This is a genomic window from Microbacterium sp. NPDC091662 (assembly GCF_044756705.1).
In the GTDB taxonomy this organism is placed as follows: domain Bacteria; phylum Actinomycetota; class Actinomycetes; order Actinomycetales; family Microbacteriaceae; genus Microbacterium.
This window is the reverse complement of the sequence record NZ_JBIVTM010000002.1, coordinates 652,001-669,514: the sequence shown is the minus strand read 5'-3', so window position 1 is coordinate 669,514 and position 17,514 is coordinate 652,001. Positions and strand designations below refer to the sequence as shown.

Genomic DNA, 17,514 nt, shown 5'->3' with positions numbered 1-17,514 from the left:
GGATCAGCCGAGCTTCTCGAACTGCATGCCCGCCCAGACCAGCCAACCCAGGCTGTACACCGTCGCGCACAGACCGAGCACGAGCGCCCAGCGCGCGATCGCACGGTTCTCGACGGGGCGACGCAGCGACATGATCGCCGCGATGACCGCGACCACCGCGACCGGGATCCCCCATCCGACGAAGAACGACGCCCCGAGCGCCACGATCGCGGCCAACAGCGCCCACGGCGCGAGGCGGGTGTCATCGATCGGCACGGATCCCGTCGACGGCTCCCACTCGGTGTCGTCGGGAGCGTCGATGTCGGGACCGGTCACGACGACCGGCTCGATGCCGACCGGGCCCGTCGGCAGCTTCGTGTAGCCGTCACGGGGGGCGCCGGGAAGTCGGGCGGTCCCTGCCGGGTGCTCGACCTCGCCGCTGGGACGTTCGATGCGCGCCGCCGGCGTCGTCGAGGGCGTCGCCTCGGAGGAGCCGGGAACGTCGCTCATGCCGACACCGCCTCCGCGATCTGGATCTCGGTCACGGGGAGCGTCGAGTCCGCGCCGAATGCCAGGGTCGACGGGCGGCGACCGGAGGAGATCAGCTCGGAGGCGAGCGCGGCGATCATCGCGCCGTTGTCGGTGCACAGCGAGAGCGGCGGGATGCGCACCGTGACGCCGGCTGCTTCGGCACGCTCCAGGGCGACCTCGCGCAGACGCCGGTTGGCGATCACTCCTCCGCCGAGCAGCAGGCGCGGCACGCCGAGGTCGGCGCAGGCGGCGAGCGCCTTCGTGACCAGGACGTCGACGACCGCCTCGCGGAAGCTCGCGGCGACGTCGGCGATCGGGACGTCGATCCCCTCGGCCTCACAGCGCTCGACCCAGCGGGCCACCGCCGTCTTCAGCCCGGAGAACGAGAAGTCGTAGCGGTGCTTCGCCAGGTCGGAGGCACGGGACAGTCCGCGGGGGAACCGGATCGCGTTCGGGTCGCCGTCGGCCGCCGCGCGATCGATCTCCGGACCACCGGGGTACGGCAGCGAGAGGAGGCGGGCGACCTTGTCGAAGGCCTCTCCCGCCGCGTCGTCCATCGTCTCCCCCAACAGCTCGACATCGGTGGTGAGGTCGCGCACATGCAGCAACGACGTGTGTCCACCCGAGACGAGCAGTGCGATGGTCGGGTATTCCAGCGGAGCCGAGTCGGCGGTGAGGATGTCGGCGGCGATGTGCCCGACGAGGTGGTTCACCGCATACAGCGGTTTGTCGAGGGAGACGGCCAGGCCCTTCGCCGCGCCGACACCGACCATCAGGGCGCCCGCGAGCCCCGGGCCGCTGGTGACGGCGACCGCATCGAGGTCGTCCAGGCGCACACCGGCCTCGGCGAGCGCCGCGTCGATCGCAGGCTGCAGCGCCTCGAGGTGTGCCCGCGCGGCGACCTCGGGCACGACGCCGCCGTATCGCGCATGCTCGTCCATGCTCGAGGCGATGGTGTTCGACAGCAGGGTGCGTCCGCGCACGATGCCGATGCCCGTCTCATCGCAGCTCGTCTCGATGCCGAGGACCAGAGGTTCGCTCATGCCTTCGCCTCCTCGGTCGTGGTGCCCGGCACCGGGTGACCGCGCAGTTCCCGACGCATCACGATCGCGTCGACGTCGTCGGGCTGATAGTAGTGCGGTCGGCGCGCGATCTCCTCGAACCCCTCGGCGAGGTAGAGTCCCTCCGCCGACGGATTGTCCGCCCTCACCTCGAGGAAGATCTCTCGCGCACCGCGCTCCGCGGCCGCCGCGAGCAGCGCGCGCAGCAGGATCCGGCCCCTCCCCTGCCCGCGGTGCTCGGCGAGGAGGGCGATGGTCTGGATGTCGGCGTCGGCGCTTCCCCGCAAGGCGCGCACCCCGCCGTACCCGACCACCGTGCCCTCATGCTCGTCGACCAGGTACCGGCCGTGCGGGCTCGCGAGCTCGGCGGCCATGGTCTCCGGGCTCCAGGCGTCGGTCGGGAAGGATCGGTTCTCGATCGCCATGATCGCGTGGAGGTCTTCGATGGTGGCGTCGCGGAGCGTCATGTGCCCACCCTCTTCGGGGCACCGGGGAGCGTCACGTCGGGGTGGCGCATGTAGAGGGGCTCGTCACCGGTGAGAGTACGACCGGCAGCGAGCGCGCGCGCCCCGACCCGGGCCAGATCCGCCCCGGAGAGCGTCGCCACGTCGATGCGTCGGATGCCGCCGAGGTGCACGTCGGCGTCGGCGGCTCGCACCAGCACGGTATCGGCGACGGTCACCGGGATGCCATCGTCGTCGAGGCCGTCGAACACGGTGATGGCGACTTCGCGACGGCGGGCGTCCGTGACGATCGCGAAGGGCGCTGTCTCGGTCTCCAGAGCCGTGAGTGCGGCTGCGAGGTGGCTGGGGACGGGGATCACCGGGATGCCGCGTCCGAGGGCGAAGGCACGCGCCGCGGCGATGCCGATGCGCAACCCGGTGAAGGGACCGGGCCCCATGCCCGCGACCACGTGGGTGATCTGCGCATCGCCCGCCTCACGGAGAGCACTGACGAGAAGGTCGCCGATGACCTCCGCATGGCCGAGCGGGTCGACGGCACCGGCTTCGGCGCGTCGCGCCCCGTCGGCATCGATGAGGGCGACAGCCGTGCCCAGGGAAGTATCGACGGCAAGGATCACGACTCCAGATTAGCCGCCGTCTCCCGGGGAGAGCGGCCAGCACGAGCCGAAGTCCGCGGGTCAGCCGAGGGGAGCGCGCAGGGGGTAGTCCTGATCCTCGAGGATCACCTGCGAGGCGGCTCCCGTCGTCTGATTCACGATCACGGGGGCGAGGAGGTTCACGCTCACACCCTCGGAGGAGGGATGGGCGACGACGAGGATGAGCGCGTCTTCCGGCGAATCCAGGGCGAGCCCGTCGGCCTGCTCGTCGGTGAGGATCGGCGCGTACTCGCTCAGCACGGTCCGGGGGTCGACGAGGTACAGACGCAACGCGGAGTCGTCGACGGCCCGCATCGAGAACAGTCCGTCGGAGCCTTCCACTGGCGCGAGGGCGAAGTCGACGTGCGGCGCGAGTCCCGGCGGCGGAGCGAGGAAGGTCAGCGCGGCGGTCATCGGAGGAAGTCCATGAGCGAGGGCTGGAGCACGCGAGCGTTCACGGCGAGCGCCGAGCGGTACACGAGCTCCTGCGCCTGCAGGCGCACGAGCACCTCGATCGAATCGACGTCCTCCACCGCCGTCCTGCGGGACTCGAGGGACACGGAATTCTGCACTGCCGCCTCCTTGGCGCGTTCGATCTGGGCCTGTCTGGTACCAACGGAGCCCTGCACGCCGAGCATGGCCGTGCGGCGGCTGTCGATCTCGCCGAGACGGGGACCGACGTTCGTGCCGGAACGGAGGTCGGCGACGATCTTGTCGACGAGGGCGAAGACCGAGTCGTCTCCGGTGCCGAAGACGGCGGCGCCGTCGGTGTCGACGCGCACGGATGCTGCGTCGGACACCCGCCGGGTGACCTCGGCTCCCGGCACCCCGCTGTGGCTGTAGTCCGCGGCGAAAGCTGCGGTGTCGGAGGTGCCGGCGAACACGGAGCGGCCGAGCAGCCGGGTGTTGGCCTGGGAGAGGAGCTCCTTGCGAATGCCCTCGAGCTCGACCGCGAGGGCCTCCTTGGCGGTGGCGTCGAGCGCACCGTCGTTCGCGCCCTGCGCGGTGAGGTCGCGGACGCGCCCCAACAGAGCGGTGCTCGCGGTGATAGCGGTGTCGGCGGCCGTGACCCACGCCAGACCGTCGTCGATGTTGCGCGCGTACTGCTCGGTGCGGCGCTGTTCGGCGTGCAGCGCCAGTGCGGCGGCAGCGGCAGCCGGGTCGTCGGACGGGGCGGCGAACGCGCGCTGAGACGTCGCCTGCTCCTGCAGACGCGCCAGCTCCGAGAGGTTGGACTGCAGCTGGCGCATGGCCGTCTGCGTCATGGCGGATGACGTCACTCGAGAGATCACGGTGCTCCTTCGCTCAGCGCCCGACGAGACCCGTGCGGTTGATGAGCACGTCGAGCGCCTCATCGACCGCGGTCATCACGCGGGCTGCGGCCTGATAGGCGGTCTGGTAGGTGAGCAGGCTGATCGTCTCCTCGTCGCCGTCGACGGCCGCGACGGACTGCTGCGCGCCGACAGCGGCGACCGCGGCGGAATCGGAGAGCTTCGCACGCTGCACGTCGGCGGCCGTGGCGACCCCGAACCGGGTGACCTGATCGGACCAGAGCGCATCGGGAGAGCCGGCACGCCGGCCGATCTGGGAGATCAGGTCGGCGTTCGTCGCGTCCAGCGCCCCCGACCCCGGCGCGGCGAGCGCCAGTTCGGACGCCGATCCGACGGCGACCTTCAGGCCAAGCGCTGCGGACCCGGTGGCGGGGACGGTGAAGAAGTCTCCGCCGGCCTGCCCCGAGGAGGTGACGCCTGCCCGGTGCTGAGCGTTCATCGCATCGGCCAGGGCCGTCGCCACCTTGTCGTACGTCGCAGCGAGACCGGCGAGCATTCCGCCTTCGGCGGCCGGCGCGAGAACCGAGAGCGAGGCGCCGAGCTCGCCGCCGTCGATCGACACGGGAAGATCGGGCGCCGACGCCCAGGAGAGGCTGAATCGCTGACCGGAGTCGATCGAGGCCGGACCCGCCAGCACGAGGTGGCGGGAATCGGAACCGGAGACCAGCGCGTTGCCTCCGAGTCGGACCGTCATCGTGCCATCGGCCTCGATCGTCGCCGCGGCCCCGGACATCCTCGCCACATTCTGCGCGAGGACGCTGCGCTGATCCATCAGCTCGTTCGCCGAGCGGCCGGAGGCGAGCGCATCGCGGATCTCGTCGTTGAGCACGGCGATCTGGTCGGCGGTCGCGTTGACCTGCGAGACCGTGCGATCGGCGGTATCGCGTGCGTTGCTCCACTGCGTGGCGACGTTGCGGTACCCGCCGGCGATGTGCGAGGCGAGCTCCTTCGCCGATTCGAGGATGCTCGATGCCGCAGCGCCGGAATCCGGAGTGTTCGCGAGGTCCTGCCAGCCTGACCAGAACTTCGACAGCCGCGCCGCGAGTCCGTTCGCGGTGGGCTCGGCCAGGGATGCCTCGATCGTGGTCGCGGCAACGGCCCTGGTGGACCAGTAGCCCGAGGCGCCGAGGGCGTCGCGCACCCTGGCGTCGAGGAGGGCATCGCCCAGTCGCGCCACGCCGTCGATCGAGACGCCGTGCCCCGGGAGGGCCCCGACGCTGAACCGGCCGGTCTGCGCAATCGCGGCGACCGCCGAGGTCGTCACTCGCTGGCGCGTGTACCCCTCGGTCTTCTGGTTGGCGATGTTCTGCCCGACCACGTCCATGCCGCGCCGGGCGGCCGCCAGTCCGCTGGCCGCCGTGTTCAGTCCGCTGAAGGTCGACATGATCCCCTCTCGGTCACATCTCGGTGTCGATGATGCGCGCAGCGTCGTCGCGTGCGCGGTCACCCTTGGTCGTGTACTCGCCGGTGTCGTGTCCGAGCGCGGCGATGGTCTCCTGCGTGGCACGGAGCACCCCGCTGAGCTGTTCGGCATTGGCGTCGCGCATCTGCTCCACCTCGGCGGCGAGTTTCGTGAGTGCGCGGAGGTGATCGGCGAAGACCTCCTGCCATGCGCCTTCGGGCGCGTGCTCGATCAGTTCGCGGATCGTCGTCGCCTCGGGAGCTCCCCACTCCTCGGCGACGGTCGCGACCTCGACGGTGCGGGCGAGTCCCGCGCCACGCAGCCTGTCGAGCACCTGATCGATCTCCCGCGCGGCGAACTGGATCCACTGGGACCGCCCGGCGGCGAGCAGCAGCTGCTGTTCGTCGAGCTTGAAGAGCAGCATCTCGAGCAGTTCACGCTCACGCCACAGCTGTATCGATAGTTCGTTGGCTCCCATGATCCCCTTTTCCCCAGTGATCGCCACGCCTGTCAACGCGGCCAAACGTCACTATCGGCCAGCGCGCGCCTAACGTTACTATGTGGAACGGCGGTGGACGGTTCTCCCCATGTACGGATCACAAGAAGTGTGATATGTGCATCTGTTCATCTCCTTGGAACTTCCGGAGTGCATCCAGAGAGGTGGATCATCCCCCATGCCGTCGCGCGCTGAGCGCAATCTGCTCATCGAGAGCAACCTCCCTCTCGTCGGATACCTCGCCGCCGAGACCCATGCCCGTGCCACCCACATCCCCCGCGACGAACTCGCCGCCGTCGGAGCGCTCGCGCTCGTGACCGCGGCCGAGGCCTTCGACCCCGACCTCGGCGTGCCCTTCGGCGCCTATGCCCGTCGTCGCATCCTCGGCGCTTTCGCCGATGAGATGCGCTCGATGGACTGGGCGTCGCGCGGTATCCGCAAACGCATCAAGGAGACCGTCGCCGTTCGCGAGACCCTGACCGCCGGACTCGGCCGCACCGCCACCGCCTCCGAGGTCGCCACGGCGATGGGCGTCCCCAAAGACGTGGTCGTCGAGGCGCTCGGTGATGCCGCCAGGACGCTCACGACCATCGACGACCCCACTGCCCGTGACGTCGCCGCCGACATCCCCCTGCCCGAGGAATCGGCACTCGTCGGGGAACGGCGCGAGGTGCTCGAACAGGCCGTCGCCGCCCTTCCCGAACGCATGCGCCGAATCGTCCAGGCTGTCTACTTCGACGAGCGACCGGTCAAGGAGATCGCCGAGGAGCTGGGTGTGACGCACTCCGCAGTGTCGCAGCAGCGGTCCGAGGCGATCCGGCTTCTGCGCGATGCACTGGACCGGTACTTCGCCGAGGGCCCGGCACCGGCAACGACCACGCGCGTCTCCGTCGGCGCCCGCGATGCGTACTTCACACGGATCGCCGATGCTGCCGGCGCCCGGATCGCGGATGTCTTCCGTGAATCGGCACCGGCCTGAATCCGTTCCCCGCACGCACGGCTAACGCGAGCCGTTCCTCCGCCGATAGGTGTGACCGGGAGACCACGGATGGTCTCCCGCACAACACCATTCACGGAGGAGAACCCTTATGGGTATGCAGATCAGCACGAACGTGTCGGCCCTCAACGCCTACCGCAACCTGTCCAACACCCAGAACGACCTGTCGAAGTCGCTCGAGAAGCTGTCCAGCGGCTTCCGCATCAACCGCGCGGCCGACGACGCTGCAGGCCTCGCGATCTCCGAGGGCCTGCGTTCGCAGGTCAACGGTCTGAACGTCGCGGCTCGCAACGCCCAGGACGGCATCTCGGTCATCCAGACCGCGGAAGGCGCCCTGACCGAGGTCCACTCGATCCTGCAGCGCGTTCGCGACCTGACCGCTCAGGGTGCGAACGACTCGAACAACGCGAAGTCGCGCGACGCGATCCAGAAGGAGATCAACACCCTCGGTGATGAGCTCACCCGGATCGCCGGCAGCACGAACTTCAACGGCATCAAGCTGCTCTCGGGCGGCGACACGCTGACGTTCCAGGTCGGTGCGGGCTCCGTCGCCGCCGAGGACCAGATCTCGGTCGCCCTGACCGACTTCGCCACCCTCGGTGCCGACATCAAGACGCTCGCGGCGACCATGACGGACGCAGCGACGTACGGTACCGCGCTGGCGGGTATCGACACGCAGATCCAGGCGGTCTCGACCGCACGTGCCGGCTACGGTGCGCTGCAGAACCGCTTCGAGTCGACCATCAACAGCCTCAACGTGTCGGCGGAGAACCTCGCCGCTGCCGAGAGCCGTATCCGCGACACCGACATGGCGTCCGAGATGGTCAAGTTCACGTCGAAGAACATCCTGTCCCAGGCAGGTACGGCGATGCTGGCCCAGGCCAACCAGGCCAACCAGGGCGTGCTCCAGCTCCTGCGCTGAACCACGTCATAGGGTCCGGGCGCCCACCGGCGCCCGGACCCTGTCCGCTCCCGACCTGGAAAGGCGACCATGTCCCTCTCGCTCGACGGCCTCGTCTCCGGCCTGAAGACCACCGAGGTCATCAAGGCGCTGATGGATGTCGCGGCCATCCCCCGTTCGCTGCTCAAGGCGAAGATGGATGACAAGAACGGCATCGTCACCCAGCTGCGAACCCTGAACACCGCGGTGCAGAACCTCGCCACAGCGGCGGAGAAGGCCGCGACGCGCGACGGACTGGCCCGCTTCACGACCACATCGTCGTCGCCCACCGTCACCGTCGCCACCCGCACCGGTGCTGCTCCGCTCTCCGCCGACATCGTCGTCGACAAGGTCGCCAAGAACCACACCATCGTCTCCGCCGCCTCGAAGGGCTGGCCATCAGACCCGCCGGTCATCACCCTCGAGAACGCGAAGGGCGAGCGGGTGCAGGTCACCGCCGACTCCACCTCGATGCAGGACGTCGCGCGGGCCGTGAACGAAGCTGGCTTCGGCATCGTCGCCGCTGCCGTCCCCGCCGGACGCGACGCCGACGGCAACCTGATGCACCGCCTGCAGCTGCGCGCCGCCGATTCGGGCGAAGCAGGACAGTTCCGCGCCTACCGCGGGGACGCCGCCGCGGTCGCTGCGGGCACCGCCTCCGACATCTCCACCGAGACGGGAGCCGCCGTCATCGATGTGGGCGCCGACGCCCAGGTGCGACTGTGGGCCGGCACCAGCGCCGAGCAGGTGCTGACCTCGTCGAGCAACACCTTCACGGACCTGTTCGACGGCGTCGACGTGACCGTCTCCGCCGTCTCCACCGCGCCCGTCACCATCGGCGTCGCCGTGGACACCGCCGCTCGCACGAAAGCCTCCGCTGACTTCATCGCCGCGGTCAAAGACATCCTGACCCGTATCGACAACGGCTCGAAAGCGACCGTCGCCGCCAAGCAGGGTGACAAGACAACCCTGGGCGTCTTCACCGGCGACAGCGCGGTCCGAGGACTCCGCACGGCCCTCGCCGATGCGGTGCAGCACCCGGTGAACGGCGTCTCGCCCTCGTCGATCGGCATCTCGACAGACATGTACGGTGTGCTGAGCTTCGATGAGGAGAAGTTCGCCGAGGCGCTCGCGAAGGATCCGGACGCCGTCGCCGGGCTGTTCTCCGACATCGCCTCGCGTGTGCAGGACACCTCGAAGGTCTACTCCGACAAGTACGACGGCCTGCTCACCACGCGCATCACCGGACAGGAGAGCGAGGTCAAGGGTCTCGGCGAGCAGATGGAGCGCTGGGACGTTCGTCTCGCGCAGCGCAAGACCACCCTCGAACGCACCTACGCCCGCCTCGAGGTCATGCTGTCGCAACTGCAGTCGCAGTCGTCGTACCTGTCGTCGCAGATCGCCGCCCTTCCGGGCTCGAGCTCGAACTCGGGGAAGTGAACATGAACGCCGCCCTGCGCGCCCAGCAGCGCTACCGTGACGACGCCGTGCTGTCGGCACCGCCCGAGCGCCTGGTGACGATGCTCTACGACCGCCTGCTGCTCGACATCGAACGCGGCGAGATCGCCCAGCGCGCCCAGGACTGGGAAGAGGCGAACACCCAGCTGCAGCACGCGCAGGCGATCGTCTCCGAGCTGTCGTCGTCGCTCACCGACGACTGGAACGGCAGTGCGGGCCTGCGCTCGCTGTACCTCTTCCTGTCGCAGACGCTGATCGGCGCCAACATCGGTCGCGATCCGGAGCGCACGCACGCCTGCCACGAGATCATCTCCCCCCTGCGGGATGCCTGGCACGAAGCCGCGCGCACGGTGGCCGAGGCGCGGTCGTGAGCCTCGACGAGTGGACTGCGATGCTCGACCGGCTCGAGCAGGACGCCGGACGCATCCTCGCCGCAGCCCCCGGCACTGCGGCCGACGCCGACATCGCCCCGTGGACCCCTCCGGCCACCCCCCTTCCGGCCGCACTCGCCGACCGCGCCAGGCACGTGGTCGAGCTGCAGCGTTCGGCGATGGAGCGCACCCGCGCGGATCTCGAGGGACTCCGCCAGCATCTCGGAGCCGTGAGCCGCGTGCCGAGCACGCGTCGCCCCGAAGAGCCCGCCTACCTCGACGTCGACGGGTGAGACCGCTCCCTAACATCGCGGAAGATCCTGCCGATAGAGCAGGGAGAGCACGGATGGCTCGCAAGACTCGGCCATGGATCGGCCATACCAGCCACACACGGGGAGCCGGTTCGTGTTCGATTCTGTGACCATCAACGCACTGACGAGTGCGCTCGACGGCCTCGCGCAGCGCCAGCGCGCGATCTCCGACAACATCGCCAACATCAACACCCCGAACTATCACGCCAAGCGTGTGCAGTTCGAAGCGGCACTCGCCCGCTCGATCGATGCGGGTGACGGACGTGTGGGGGCGACGGTCGGCACCTCGCTCGAGCCCACACGTCTGAACGGCAACAACGTCAACCTCGACACCGAAACCCTGTCCAGCATCGACACGATGCTGCGCTATCAGTTCGCGACGCAGGCCGTGAACGGGTCGTTCACGTCGATGCGCACCGCGATGAGGACCTCATGACCTTCGACGCGATCGGCATCGCCGGCACCGGCCTGACCGTGCACCGCAAGTGGCTCGATGCCATCAGCGACAACATCGCCAACATCAACACCGCCGCTCCGAGCAACGGGGCGGCCTTCCGCGCGAGGTACATCCTCGCCCAGACGAGCGACCAGTCCCCCGGCGTGTACGTGGCCGGCACCGTGCAGGGAAGCGCGCAGGGACGCCTCGTGCACCAACCCGATCATCCCCTCGCGGACGCGGACGGCTACGTGCGCTATCCGGACATCGACCTCGGCGACCAGATGAGCCAGCTCATCCTCGCCCAGCGCGGCTACCAGGCCAGCGCGGCCATCGTCGACCGCGCGCGCAACTCCTACGAATCCGCCCTGCAGATCGGACGCAGCTGATGGCCTCACTCCCCGGCATCGACGCCATCTCGTCCGGTTTCACACTCGCCCCGCCCGCCCCCGCGACCCCGAAGGCCGCCGACGACACCGCCTTCGCGAACAGCGTGACCGGTGCCATCGACGAGCTGCGATCCCTGCAGTCCGAGTCCGACAAGCTCAAGGTCGCAGCCGTCACCGGCGACCTCGACGACATCCACTCCGCGATGATCGCGTCGTCACGCGCGTCCGTCACGCTCGAACTCGTCGCCGCGGTGCGGAACAAGGGCGTCGACGCGTTCAACGAGATCATGCGGATGCAGGCCTGATGCCTCAGGCTGTCACCAACGTGTTCCAGCGGATCGGACGCGTGATCGCGGGCTTCTCGCTCGCGCAGCGAACGATCGCCATCATCGGCGTCGCCGTGCTCGCCCTCGGGATCGTCGCGCTCTCCAGCTGGCTCAGCCGCCCGACGTACACTCCGCTGTTCTCCGGCATGAGCGCCTCCGACGCGAACGCCGTCGTCGAGCAGTTGCGATCGTCGTCGGTGCCCTACGAGCTCGCCGACGGCGGAGCGACCGTGCTCGTCCCCGAGAAGGACGTCTACGACCAGCGGCTCGCCGCCGCCTCGGCAGGGCTGCCCGGCTCGAGCTCTGGTGGCTACTCCCTGTTGGACAAGATGGGCGTCACGACGAGCGAGTTCCAGCAGTCGGTGACCTTCAAGCGCGCGATCGAGGGCGAACTCGCCGCGACGATCTCCTCGATCAAGGGCGTGACCGCCGCATCGGTGCAGCTCGCGATCCCCGAGGAGAGCGTCTTCGTCTCGGAGACCATCGACCCCACCGCTTCCGTGTTCGTGGAGACGTCTGGCAGCTCGACGCTGTCAGCGAAGCAGGTCGAGGCCATCGTGCACCTGACTTCGGCAGCGGTCAGCGGCATGAAGCCCGAGAACGTCGCCGTGGTGGACCAGAGCGGTCAGACGCTCTCGGCCGCGGGCGTCGGGACCACCGGCGGCCTGGATCAGCAGGCCAGCGACTACGAGGCGCGGGTGACGGCGAACGTGCAGCAGATGCTCGACACCGTCGTCGGGCCTGGCAACGCCAAGGTGACCGTCGTCGCCGAGATCGACCACTCCGTCAACGAGCGCGTCGAAGAGACCTACACACCGGCCGAGGGTGCTCCCCCACTCACCGAGCAGACCAGGACCGACAGGCAGAACGGTTCGAGCTCGAACGCCGGAGTGCTCGGCCCCGACAACATCGCGGTGCCGTCCGCCGACGGCGACGGCACCTCCGAGTCGACCGAGACCTCGAAGACCAACGCTGTCAACAAGAGCACGCAGAGCACCTCCACACCGGCCGGATCGCTGCTGCGCCAGTCGGTCTCGGTCGCGGTCGACGCGGGGGCCGGCGGCGATCTGAGCACCGCGCAGTTGAGCGACCTGGTCGAGAGCGCCGCCGGAATCGACACCGAGCGCGGAGACTCGATCGCCGTCGAACTCGTGTCGTTCAACCAGACCAGCTCCGAGGCGGCGCAGGCCGCGCTCCAGGCGGCGAAGGACGCCGAGGGCGCCGAGCGTCAGGCCGTGCTGCTGAACACGATCATCATCGCCGCCGCCATCGCCATCCCTCTGCTCGCCGGCCTGGCCGCCCTCATCATGCGCGCACGCCGACGCAGCAGCGCCGACACCGAGTTCGACCAGCTCTTCGGCGCGCGCCCGCCGGCGCTCTCCGCCCTCGACGCCGGTGCGACCGCCGCGATCGATCAGTCGCCGACCACGCCGCTGGCCTTCCTCGAGACCACACCGGACCCCGAGCCGGAACCCGACCCGGAACCCGCGCAGGTCAGCCTCGAGCGCCGCCGCGCCGAGATCGACTCCCTCACCCGACAGGACCCGAAGCGCACCGCCGACCTGCTGCGCACCCTCATCGACGACAGGCAGCAGGTATGACCGGACTGACCGATCGGCAGACCGCCGCCGTGGTGCTGATGAACCTCGATCGCGCACAGGCGATCGAGGTGATGAAGCATCTCTCCGAATCCGAAGCGGAGGCCGTCGCCGCCGAGATCATCGACCTGCAGAACCTCGATGCGGCGACCACCGCCCAGGCGCTCGGACAGTTCCACCGGATCGCGTCAGGACACCTGCCGCCCGCCCGCGGTGGCCGCGACATCGCCGCGGGGCTGCTGGAGGCGACGTTCGGCGCCGAGCGTGCCGCCGCCGTGCTCGGCAGAGTCGGTTCCGCCTCGATGACGTCCTCCTTCGAGTTCCTCGGATCCGCCGACCCCGCGCAACTGGCGACTCTCCTCGACGGCGAGCTCCCCCAGACGGTCGCCCTGGTGCTCGCGCACCTGCCGACCGACCGCGCCGCCGCGGTGCTGGCCGCCGTGCCAGACCCCACCCGAACCGATGTCGCGCATGCGATCGCGACGATGGGGACCGCATCGCAGGAGGCCATCGCGATCGTGGCGGATGCACTCAAGGCGCGGACCGGGACGTTCGCCGCTCGCGACACTCCCGAGGTGCTCGGCGGCGTGGAGCCGCTCGTCGAGATCATCGCCCGCTCCGGAGCCACGGTCGAGAAGGCGCTGCTGGCGAGCATCGAGGACAGGGACAGCGCCCTGGCGGAAGACATCCGCTCGCGCATGTTCACCTTCGCGGACATCGTCAAGCTCGACGACCGCGACACGCAGCGCGTGCTGCGGGGCATGGATATCCGCTCCCTGGCTCTGGCGCTGAAGGGCGCACACCAGCCGATCGCCGACCTCATCCGGCGCAACGTCTCCGAGCGCAACAGGGAGAACCTCGACGAGGAGGCCCGCACGCTCGGACCGGTGCGTGTGTCGCAGGTCGAGGAGGCCCGAGCCGAGATCGTGCGCACGATCCGTGCCCTCGAGGCGGCGGGCGACATCACCGTGCAGCGCGCGGACGAGGACGAGTATGTCTACTGATGCCTTCTCGCCGGTGCTGTTCCCGCGTCTCGACGGACGCGAGAGCGGCGAGGAGCATGCCAGGGCGAAGATGCGCGGCTACGCCGACGGACATGCGGAAGGCTTTCGTGCCGGCCGCGCCGAGGCGGAAGCCGCGCAGCGCGTGGCCGAGGATGCCCGGGCTGCCCGCGACGCGGCGGAGGCCGGCGAGATCGCGAGTGCCGTCGACGCGCTGCACGCGGCCGCACGGTCGCTGGGCGCGCGCGAACGCGAGCTGACCGCCACCGCGCAGGACGAGCTGCTGCGGTACGCGATCGAACTCGCGGAGCTGATCGTCGTCGGCGAGCTCTCCGACGCGGGTGCTGCCGCTGCGACCGCCGCCCGACGAGCGATCACCGGCGTCGATCAGACCGAGATCCGAGAGGTGCGCCTGCATCCGGATGACCTCCGGACGCTCAGGGACTCGGCAGCGGACCCCGCCGGCGTCGCACTGATCGCCGACGAGACTCTCGCCCGGGGCGACGCCGTCGCGACCCTGGCCCACGGCCACATCGACGCCCGCATCGCCAGCGCGCTCGAACGCGCCAGACGCGCCCTGGCCGAGGTCCGTGCATGAACGCCTGGGGCGCGGTGCGCGAAGCGGTGCGACCGGAGCGGGTCGGCGAGGTCTCCCAGGTACGAGGGCTGAGCGTGCAGGTGCGCGGCCTCGAGGGGGCGGTCGGCGACGTCGTGACGCTCGACGGCGTCGACGCCGAGGTCGTCGCCATCGGCGAAGGCGGGCTTCGCTGCATGCCGCTCGCCCCGGTGACAGGTCTCACGGTCGGGGCGCCGGTGCGCGCACGCGGAGGCGCGCTGCGCGTACCGACCGGTGCCGCGCTGCTCGGACGGGTCCTCGATGGTCTGGGCCGACCGATCGACGGGAAGGGTCCCCTCACTGGCGCCGTTCCCGTGAGCCTCGATCACGCTCCCCCCTCGATCATGGGGCGCGACCGGATCGACTCTCCCCTGCCGCTCGGGGTGCGGGCGCTCGACACTCTCGTGAGCGTCGGACGCGGGCAGCGCGTCGGCCTCTTCGCCGGGTCCGGTGTGGGCAAGTCCTCGCTGCTGTCGATGATCGCGCGCGGCACGGAAGCCGAGGTCACCGTGATCGCCCTCGTCGGCGAGCGCGGGCGCGAGGTGCGTGAGTTCATCGAAGACGACCTGGGGCCCGAAGGGCTCGCGCGTTCGGTCGTCGTCGTATCGACATCGGACCAGCCGGCCATGGCTCGCATCCGTGCGGCCTACACCGCCACGAGGATCGCCGAGGCCTTCCGCGACGACGGCGCCCACGCCATCCTCATGATGGATTCGCTCACCCGCGTGGCGATGGCGCAACGCGAGATCGGTCTCTCCGCCGGGGAGCCTCCTGCCACCCGGGGCTATCCGCCCTCCACGTTCTCCCTCCTCGCCGGTCTTCTCGAACGGGCGGGCACGGACACGCGCGGCTCGATCACCGGCATCTACACCGTGCTCGTCGACGGCGACGACCACAACGAACCCATCGCCGACACGGTCCGGTCGATCCTCGACGGCCACGTGGTGCTCGACCGCTCCCTCGCCCTCTCGGGGCACCACCCCGCGATCGACGTGCTCGGCTCGGTGTCACGGGTGGCCGGCAAGGTCACCGGTCCCGAGCACCGAGCGCACGCGGCCGCGCTGCGCGCCGTGCTCGCGGCCCGCCGTCGCGCGAACGACCTCATCGACATCGGCGCCTATCAGGCCGGAGCGGACGCACGCATCGACGCAGCGATCGCCCATGAGAAGGCCATCAGCTCCTTCCTCACCCAGTCCCTCGACGAGACGAGCGAGATCGCCGAATCGTGGCGGCGGCTGGACGAGCTCGTCGCCGGGTTCGGAGGAGTCTCATGACGCGCTCCTTCTCTCTGGCGGGTCTCCTCCGCGTGCGCGAGATCCAGGAGCGCGCGGCGGCTCAGCGTCTCTCCCGCGCTGTAATCGACGCCCAGCACACCGAGGCCCGCGACCGGTCCCTGCGCGCTCACCTCTCGGGTGTCGGGAGCGAGGCCGTCGACGTCCGCTCCCTCGCCGCTCTCGCTGCGGCCCGAGTGGCCGGTCGGACTCTGCTCGCCGACCTCACGACGCTCTCGGAGCTGCAGGAGCAGACGGTCGATCAGGCACGGACCGAGCACGCACAGGCTCGGCGGGCGATGCGCGGACTCGACCGGCTCGCTCAGGCGCACGCTCTGCAGGTGCGGGCGGCCGAGCTGCATGCCGAGCAGGCGGAGCTCGACGAGATCGGTTCGCGCAGCAGCACGAACACCCCCACGGAGGGCACCTCATGACGAATCTCGGCATCGTGGACCTGCTCGATGCGCGTGTCCAGCGCGCACCTGGTTCCCCGTCGCACTCCCGGCAGGCGACGCCGGGAGCTGCGGCGTTCGCCGACGTGATCCTCGACGCCTCGCGCGTGACCCCCGACGACACGGATGGCGCCTCCACCGGCGCATCGACGGACGAGGCCCCGGCGGACACCCCGACCACACCCTCCGCGCTCACCGCCGCCTTCCCGCCGGTGACCCTCCCCGCACCAGAGACCGCTCCCGTGCCCTCCCCGCACGAGGGCGTGACCGCCGTCGTCGATGCGACGGGCGCTGAGCCCGCCGCCCCGCTGCCCACTCCGGGGGGCGCGATATCGACGGATCCCGGTGCGGGAACAGTCGCCGACCCGGCCGATGCCGTCGCTCTCGCCCTGCACGCCGGTTCGATCCTCGCGCCCGGCTCCGAAGCGGGAACCGCCGTCTCGCCCGCCGCCGGCGCGGCGCGACCCCGGCTCTCCGCGCCCGAGACGGTGCAGCCCCGCATGCTCGCAGCGGTGACGGCCTCCACCCCCGAAGCGCCCGGCGCCCCCTCCCCGCACGGCGCCACGCTCGCCTCGACGGCTGCCGTGGGCGACGGGGAGCCGACCGGCGCCCCGTCCGCCTCGACGGCCACGCGCATCAGCGTCGGGGGCGGAGCCACGACTGGCGCCGCAGGCGTCACGGGAGCACCGACCGGCGCGCCCCCGGCGGCAACGTCGGGGCCGTCGGAGACCGACACGGCGGCCTCCGACGGCTCGCCGTCACCGGCGACGCACGCCCCCGTCGCCTCGACATCCGCTCCCCCGGCCTCTCCCGCCCCGGCAGCCTCGGCGGATGACACGCCGGTGTCCCCGGTCGCCGTCGGCGGCACACCCGCTCCTGCGCCCGTCACCTCTGCCGCGGCTCCGGCCGCGGTCCCGGCCGTCCGACCCACGCTGCTCCCGCAGATCACCGCGCCCGTGGTGTCGCTCGCCCAGGCTTCGGACGGTGACCACAGTCTCACTCTGACGGTATCGCCGGAGAACCTCGGTCCCGTGACTGTGCGTGCACACATCTCCGGCGGTGCCATCCACATCGAGCTGCACGCGCCGAACGATCTCGGTCGAGAGGCGCTCCGCGCGATCCTCGTCGACCTGCGCCGCGACCTGGCCGCCGCAGCGCCGCACGCCTCGCTCCTGCTGTCAAGCGCGGACGACGGACCCGCATCGTCGAATCCGCAGCACTCCGGCCCGGGCAACAGCACCCGCAACGGGAACGGCTCCGCGAGCGGCACCGCCGCCGGGACCCACGGCCAGTCGGGAACCGGAACCCCCTCCGGGCGAGACGCGAACGCCGGGCGCCCGGTGCCCGACGGCGGGCTGCCCTCCGATCCGTCCTCGCCCGCGGACCCGACATCGCCTCCCTCCCTCGTCGCGCCGCACGGCGGCATCGAAGTCTTCGCCTGATCCGAGA

At 70.4% G+C, this 17,514-nt stretch carries 22 protein-coding genes; 14 read left to right on the top strand and 8 right to left on the bottom strand.

All coding sequences use genetic code 11. The annotated features are described in order from the left end of the window. Positions 1 to 3: 3 nt before the first annotated feature. Genes ACIQLD_RS16540 through ACIQLD_RS16505 form a run of 8 tightly spaced genes read right to left on the bottom strand, consistent with a single transcriptional unit; the run spans position 4 to position 5,881 of the window. Positions 4 to 489, bottom strand: a complete 486-nt coding sequence (locus ACIQLD_RS16540) for a hypothetical protein (RefSeq protein WP_402609712.1) — start codon at positions 487 to 489, stop codon at positions 4 to 6. After that, complete coding sequence (gene tsaD / locus ACIQLD_RS16535) at positions 486 to 1,553, bottom strand: tRNA (adenosine(37)-N6)-threonylcarbamoyltransferase complex transferase subunit TsaD (RefSeq protein WP_402609710.1); 1,068 nt, start codon at positions 1,551 to 1,553, stop codon at positions 486 to 488. Before tsaD ends, ACIQLD_RS16540 begins: the two co-directional genes overlap by 4 nt. After that, positions 1,550 to 2,038, bottom strand: coding sequence for a ribosomal protein S18-alanine N-acetyltransferase (gene rimI, locus ACIQLD_RS16530; RefSeq protein WP_402609708.1), 489 nt, complete (start codon positions 2,036 to 2,038; stop codon positions 1,550 to 1,552). The genes tsaD and rimI overlap by 4 nt, the downstream gene beginning before the upstream one ends. Then, positions 2,035 to 2,652 (bottom strand): tRNA (adenosine(37)-N6)-threonylcarbamoyltransferase complex dimerization subunit type 1 TsaB, encoded by a 618-nt coding sequence (gene tsaB / locus ACIQLD_RS16525; RefSeq protein WP_402609706.1) that lies wholly within the window; start codon positions 2,650 to 2,652, stop codon positions 2,035 to 2,037. Before tsaB ends, rimI begins: the two co-directional genes overlap by 4 nt. Positions 2,653 to 2,712: 60 nt before the next feature. After that, positions 2,713 to 3,084: a flagellar assembly protein FliW gene (locus ACIQLD_RS16520; RefSeq protein ID WP_402609704.1), complete on the bottom strand. Its 372-nt coding sequence runs from the start codon at positions 3,082 to 3,084 to the stop codon at positions 2,713 to 2,715. Continuing rightward, complete coding sequence (gene flgL, locus ACIQLD_RS16515; protein WP_402609702.1) at positions 3,081 to 3,962, bottom strand: flagellar hook-associated protein FlgL; 882 nt, start codon at positions 3,960 to 3,962, stop codon at positions 3,081 to 3,083. The genes ACIQLD_RS16520 and flgL overlap by 4 nt, the downstream gene beginning before the upstream one ends. 13 nt (positions 3,963 to 3,975) lie before the next feature. Continuing rightward, the gene (flgK, locus tag ACIQLD_RS16510; protein ID WP_402609700.1) at positions 3,976 to 5,385 is read right to left on the bottom strand and encodes a flagellar hook-associated protein FlgK; all 1,410 of its coding nucleotides are present in this window, start codon (positions 5,383 to 5,385) and stop codon (positions 3,976 to 3,978) included. Positions 5,386 to 5,398: 13 nt separating this feature from the next. Continuing rightward, positions 5,399 to 5,881, bottom strand: coding sequence for a flagellar protein FlgN (locus ACIQLD_RS16505; RefSeq protein WP_402609698.1), 483 nt, complete (start codon positions 5,879 to 5,881; stop codon positions 5,399 to 5,401). Between the two features lie 196 nt (positions 5,882 to 6,077). Between ACIQLD_RS16505 and ACIQLD_RS16500 the strand changes: the two genes are divergently transcribed. The 14 genes from ACIQLD_RS16500 (at position 6,078) to ACIQLD_RS16435 (ending at position 17,507) form a co-directional block, all read left to right on the top strand. Beyond that, positions 6,078 to 6,878, top strand: a complete 801-nt coding sequence (locus ACIQLD_RS16500; protein WP_402609696.1) for a sigma-70 family RNA polymerase sigma factor — start codon at positions 6,078 to 6,080, stop codon at positions 6,876 to 6,878. Positions 6,879 to 6,987: 109 nt separating this feature from the next. Then, on the top strand, positions 6,988 to 7,818 hold the full coding sequence (locus tag ACIQLD_RS16495) for a flagellin (RefSeq protein WP_021198928.1): 831 nt from the start codon (positions 6,988 to 6,990) through the stop codon (positions 7,816 to 7,818). A 69-nt stretch (positions 7,819 to 7,887) separates the two neighbouring features. Continuing rightward, positions 7,888 to 9,276, top strand: a complete 1,389-nt coding sequence (gene fliD, locus ACIQLD_RS16490) for a flagellar filament capping protein FliD (protein ID WP_402609694.1) — start codon at positions 7,888 to 7,890, stop codon at positions 9,274 to 9,276. A gap of 2 nt (positions 9,277 to 9,278) precedes the next feature. Continuing rightward, positions 9,279 to 9,665 (top strand): flagellar export chaperone FliS, encoded by a 387-nt coding sequence (fliS, locus tag ACIQLD_RS16485; RefSeq protein WP_402609692.1) that lies wholly within the window; start codon positions 9,279 to 9,281, stop codon positions 9,663 to 9,665. Continuing rightward, entirely contained in the window at positions 9,662 to 9,958 is a 297-nt protein-coding gene (locus ACIQLD_RS16480) for a hypothetical protein (protein ID WP_402609689.1), read from the top strand. The genes fliS and ACIQLD_RS16480 overlap by 4 nt, the downstream gene beginning before the upstream one ends. 112 nt (positions 9,959 to 10,070) lie before the next feature. Continuing rightward, positions 10,071 to 10,412: a flagellar basal body rod protein FlgB gene (locus ACIQLD_RS16475; RefSeq protein ID WP_402609687.1), complete on the top strand. Its 342-nt coding sequence runs from the start codon at positions 10,071 to 10,073 to the stop codon at positions 10,410 to 10,412. Next, positions 10,409 to 10,801, top strand: a complete 393-nt coding sequence (locus ACIQLD_RS16470) for a flagellar basal body rod protein FlgC (RefSeq protein WP_402609685.1) — start codon at positions 10,409 to 10,411, stop codon at positions 10,799 to 10,801. The genes ACIQLD_RS16475 and ACIQLD_RS16470 overlap by 4 nt, the downstream gene beginning before the upstream one ends. Then, entirely contained in the window at positions 10,801 to 11,106 is a 306-nt protein-coding gene (gene fliE / locus ACIQLD_RS16465) for a flagellar hook-basal body complex protein FliE (protein WP_402609683.1), read from the top strand. Before ACIQLD_RS16470 ends, fliE begins: the two co-directional genes overlap by 1 nt. Further along, positions 11,106 to 12,728: a flagellar basal-body MS-ring/collar protein FliF gene (gene fliF, locus ACIQLD_RS16460; RefSeq protein ID WP_402609681.1), complete on the top strand. Its 1,623-nt coding sequence runs from the start codon at positions 11,106 to 11,108 to the stop codon at positions 12,726 to 12,728. The genes fliE and fliF overlap by 1 nt, the downstream gene beginning before the upstream one ends. Then, on the top strand, positions 12,725 to 13,729 hold the full coding sequence (gene fliG, locus ACIQLD_RS16455) for a flagellar motor switch protein FliG (RefSeq protein WP_402609679.1): 1,005 nt from the start codon (positions 12,725 to 12,727) through the stop codon (positions 13,727 to 13,729). Before fliF ends, fliG begins: the two co-directional genes overlap by 4 nt. Further along, a complete protein-coding gene (locus tag ACIQLD_RS16450) occupies positions 13,719 to 14,324 on the top strand; it encodes a FliH/SctL family protein (RefSeq protein ID WP_402609677.1) in 606 nt (201 codons plus the stop codon). Before fliG ends, ACIQLD_RS16450 begins: the two co-directional genes overlap by 11 nt. Next, positions 14,321 to 15,616, top strand: a complete 1,296-nt coding sequence (locus ACIQLD_RS16445; RefSeq protein ID WP_402609676.1) for a FliI/YscN family ATPase — start codon at positions 14,321 to 14,323, stop codon at positions 15,614 to 15,616. The genes ACIQLD_RS16450 and ACIQLD_RS16445 overlap by 4 nt, the downstream gene beginning before the upstream one ends. After that, a complete protein-coding gene (locus ACIQLD_RS16440) occupies positions 15,613 to 16,047 on the top strand; it encodes a hypothetical protein (protein WP_402609674.1) in 435 nt (144 codons plus the stop codon). The genes ACIQLD_RS16445 and ACIQLD_RS16440 overlap by 4 nt, the downstream gene beginning before the upstream one ends. Beyond that, a complete protein-coding gene (locus tag ACIQLD_RS16435) occupies positions 16,044 to 17,507 on the top strand; it encodes a flagellar hook-length control protein FliK (protein ID WP_402609672.1) in 1,464 nt (487 codons plus the stop codon). Before ACIQLD_RS16440 ends, ACIQLD_RS16435 begins: the two co-directional genes overlap by 4 nt. Positions 17,508 to 17,514 lie beyond the last annotated feature (7 nt).

Excerpts from the sequence above, each read along its gene's own strand:
- ACIQLD_RS16450 (WP_402609677.1), top strand. The coding sequence starts at position 13,719 with ATGTCTACTGATGCCTTCTCGCCGGTGCTGTTCCCGCGTCTCGACGGA.
- ACIQLD_RS16435 (WP_402609672.1), top strand. The coding sequence starts at position 16,044 with ATGACGAATCTCGGCATCGTGGACCTGCTCGATGCGCGTGTCCAGCGC.
- fliD (WP_402609694.1), top strand. The coding sequence starts at position 7,888 with ATGTCCCTCTCGCTCGACGGCCTCGTCTCCGGCCTGAAGACCACCGAG.
- ACIQLD_RS16470 (WP_402609685.1), top strand. The coding sequence starts at position 10,409 with ATGACCTTCGACGCGATCGGCATCGCCGGCACCGGCCTGACCGTGCAC.
- ACIQLD_RS16540 (WP_402609712.1), bottom strand. The coding sequence starts at position 489 with ATGAGCGACGTTCCCGGCTCCTCCGAGGCGACGCCCTCGACGACGCCG.
- ACIQLD_RS16445 (WP_402609676.1), top strand. The coding sequence starts at position 14,321 with ATGAACGCCTGGGGCGCGGTGCGCGAAGCGGTGCGACCGGAGCGGGTC.
- fliE (WP_402609683.1), top strand. The coding sequence starts at position 10,801 with ATGGCCTCACTCCCCGGCATCGACGCCATCTCGTCCGGTTTCACACTC.
- ACIQLD_RS16440 (WP_402609674.1), top strand. The coding sequence starts at position 15,613 with ATGACGCGCTCCTTCTCTCTGGCGGGTCTCCTCCGCGTGCGCGAGATC.
- tsaD (WP_402609710.1), bottom strand. The coding sequence starts at position 1,553 with ATGAGCGAACCTCTGGTCCTCGGCATCGAGACGAGCTGCGATGAGACG.
- fliG (WP_402609679.1), top strand. The coding sequence starts at position 12,725 with ATGACCGGACTGACCGATCGGCAGACCGCCGCCGTGGTGCTGATGAAC.
- fliS (WP_402609692.1), top strand. The coding sequence starts at position 9,279 with ATGAACGCCGCCCTGCGCGCCCAGCAGCGCTACCGTGACGACGCCGTG.
- ACIQLD_RS16505 (WP_402609698.1), bottom strand. The coding sequence starts at position 5,881 with ATGGGAGCCAACGAACTATCGATACAGCTGTGGCGTGAGCGTGAACTG.
- fliF (WP_402609681.1), top strand. The coding sequence starts at position 11,106 with ATGCCTCAGGCTGTCACCAACGTGTTCCAGCGGATCGGACGCGTGATC.
- ACIQLD_RS16495 (WP_021198928.1), top strand. The coding sequence starts at position 6,988 with ATGGGTATGCAGATCAGCACGAACGTGTCGGCCCTCAACGCCTACCGC.
- ACIQLD_RS16500 (WP_402609696.1), top strand. The coding sequence starts at position 6,078 with ATGCCGTCGCGCGCTGAGCGCAATCTGCTCATCGAGAGCAACCTCCCT.
- ACIQLD_RS16520 (WP_402609704.1), bottom strand. The coding sequence starts at position 3,084 with ATGACCGCCGCGCTGACCTTCCTCGCTCCGCCGCCGGGACTCGCGCCG.
- flgK (WP_402609700.1), bottom strand. The coding sequence starts at position 5,385 with ATGTCGACCTTCAGCGGACTGAACACGGCGGCCAGCGGACTGGCGGCC.
- rimI (WP_402609708.1), bottom strand. The coding sequence starts at position 2,038 with ATGACGCTCCGCGACGCCACCATCGAAGACCTCCACGCGATCATGGCG.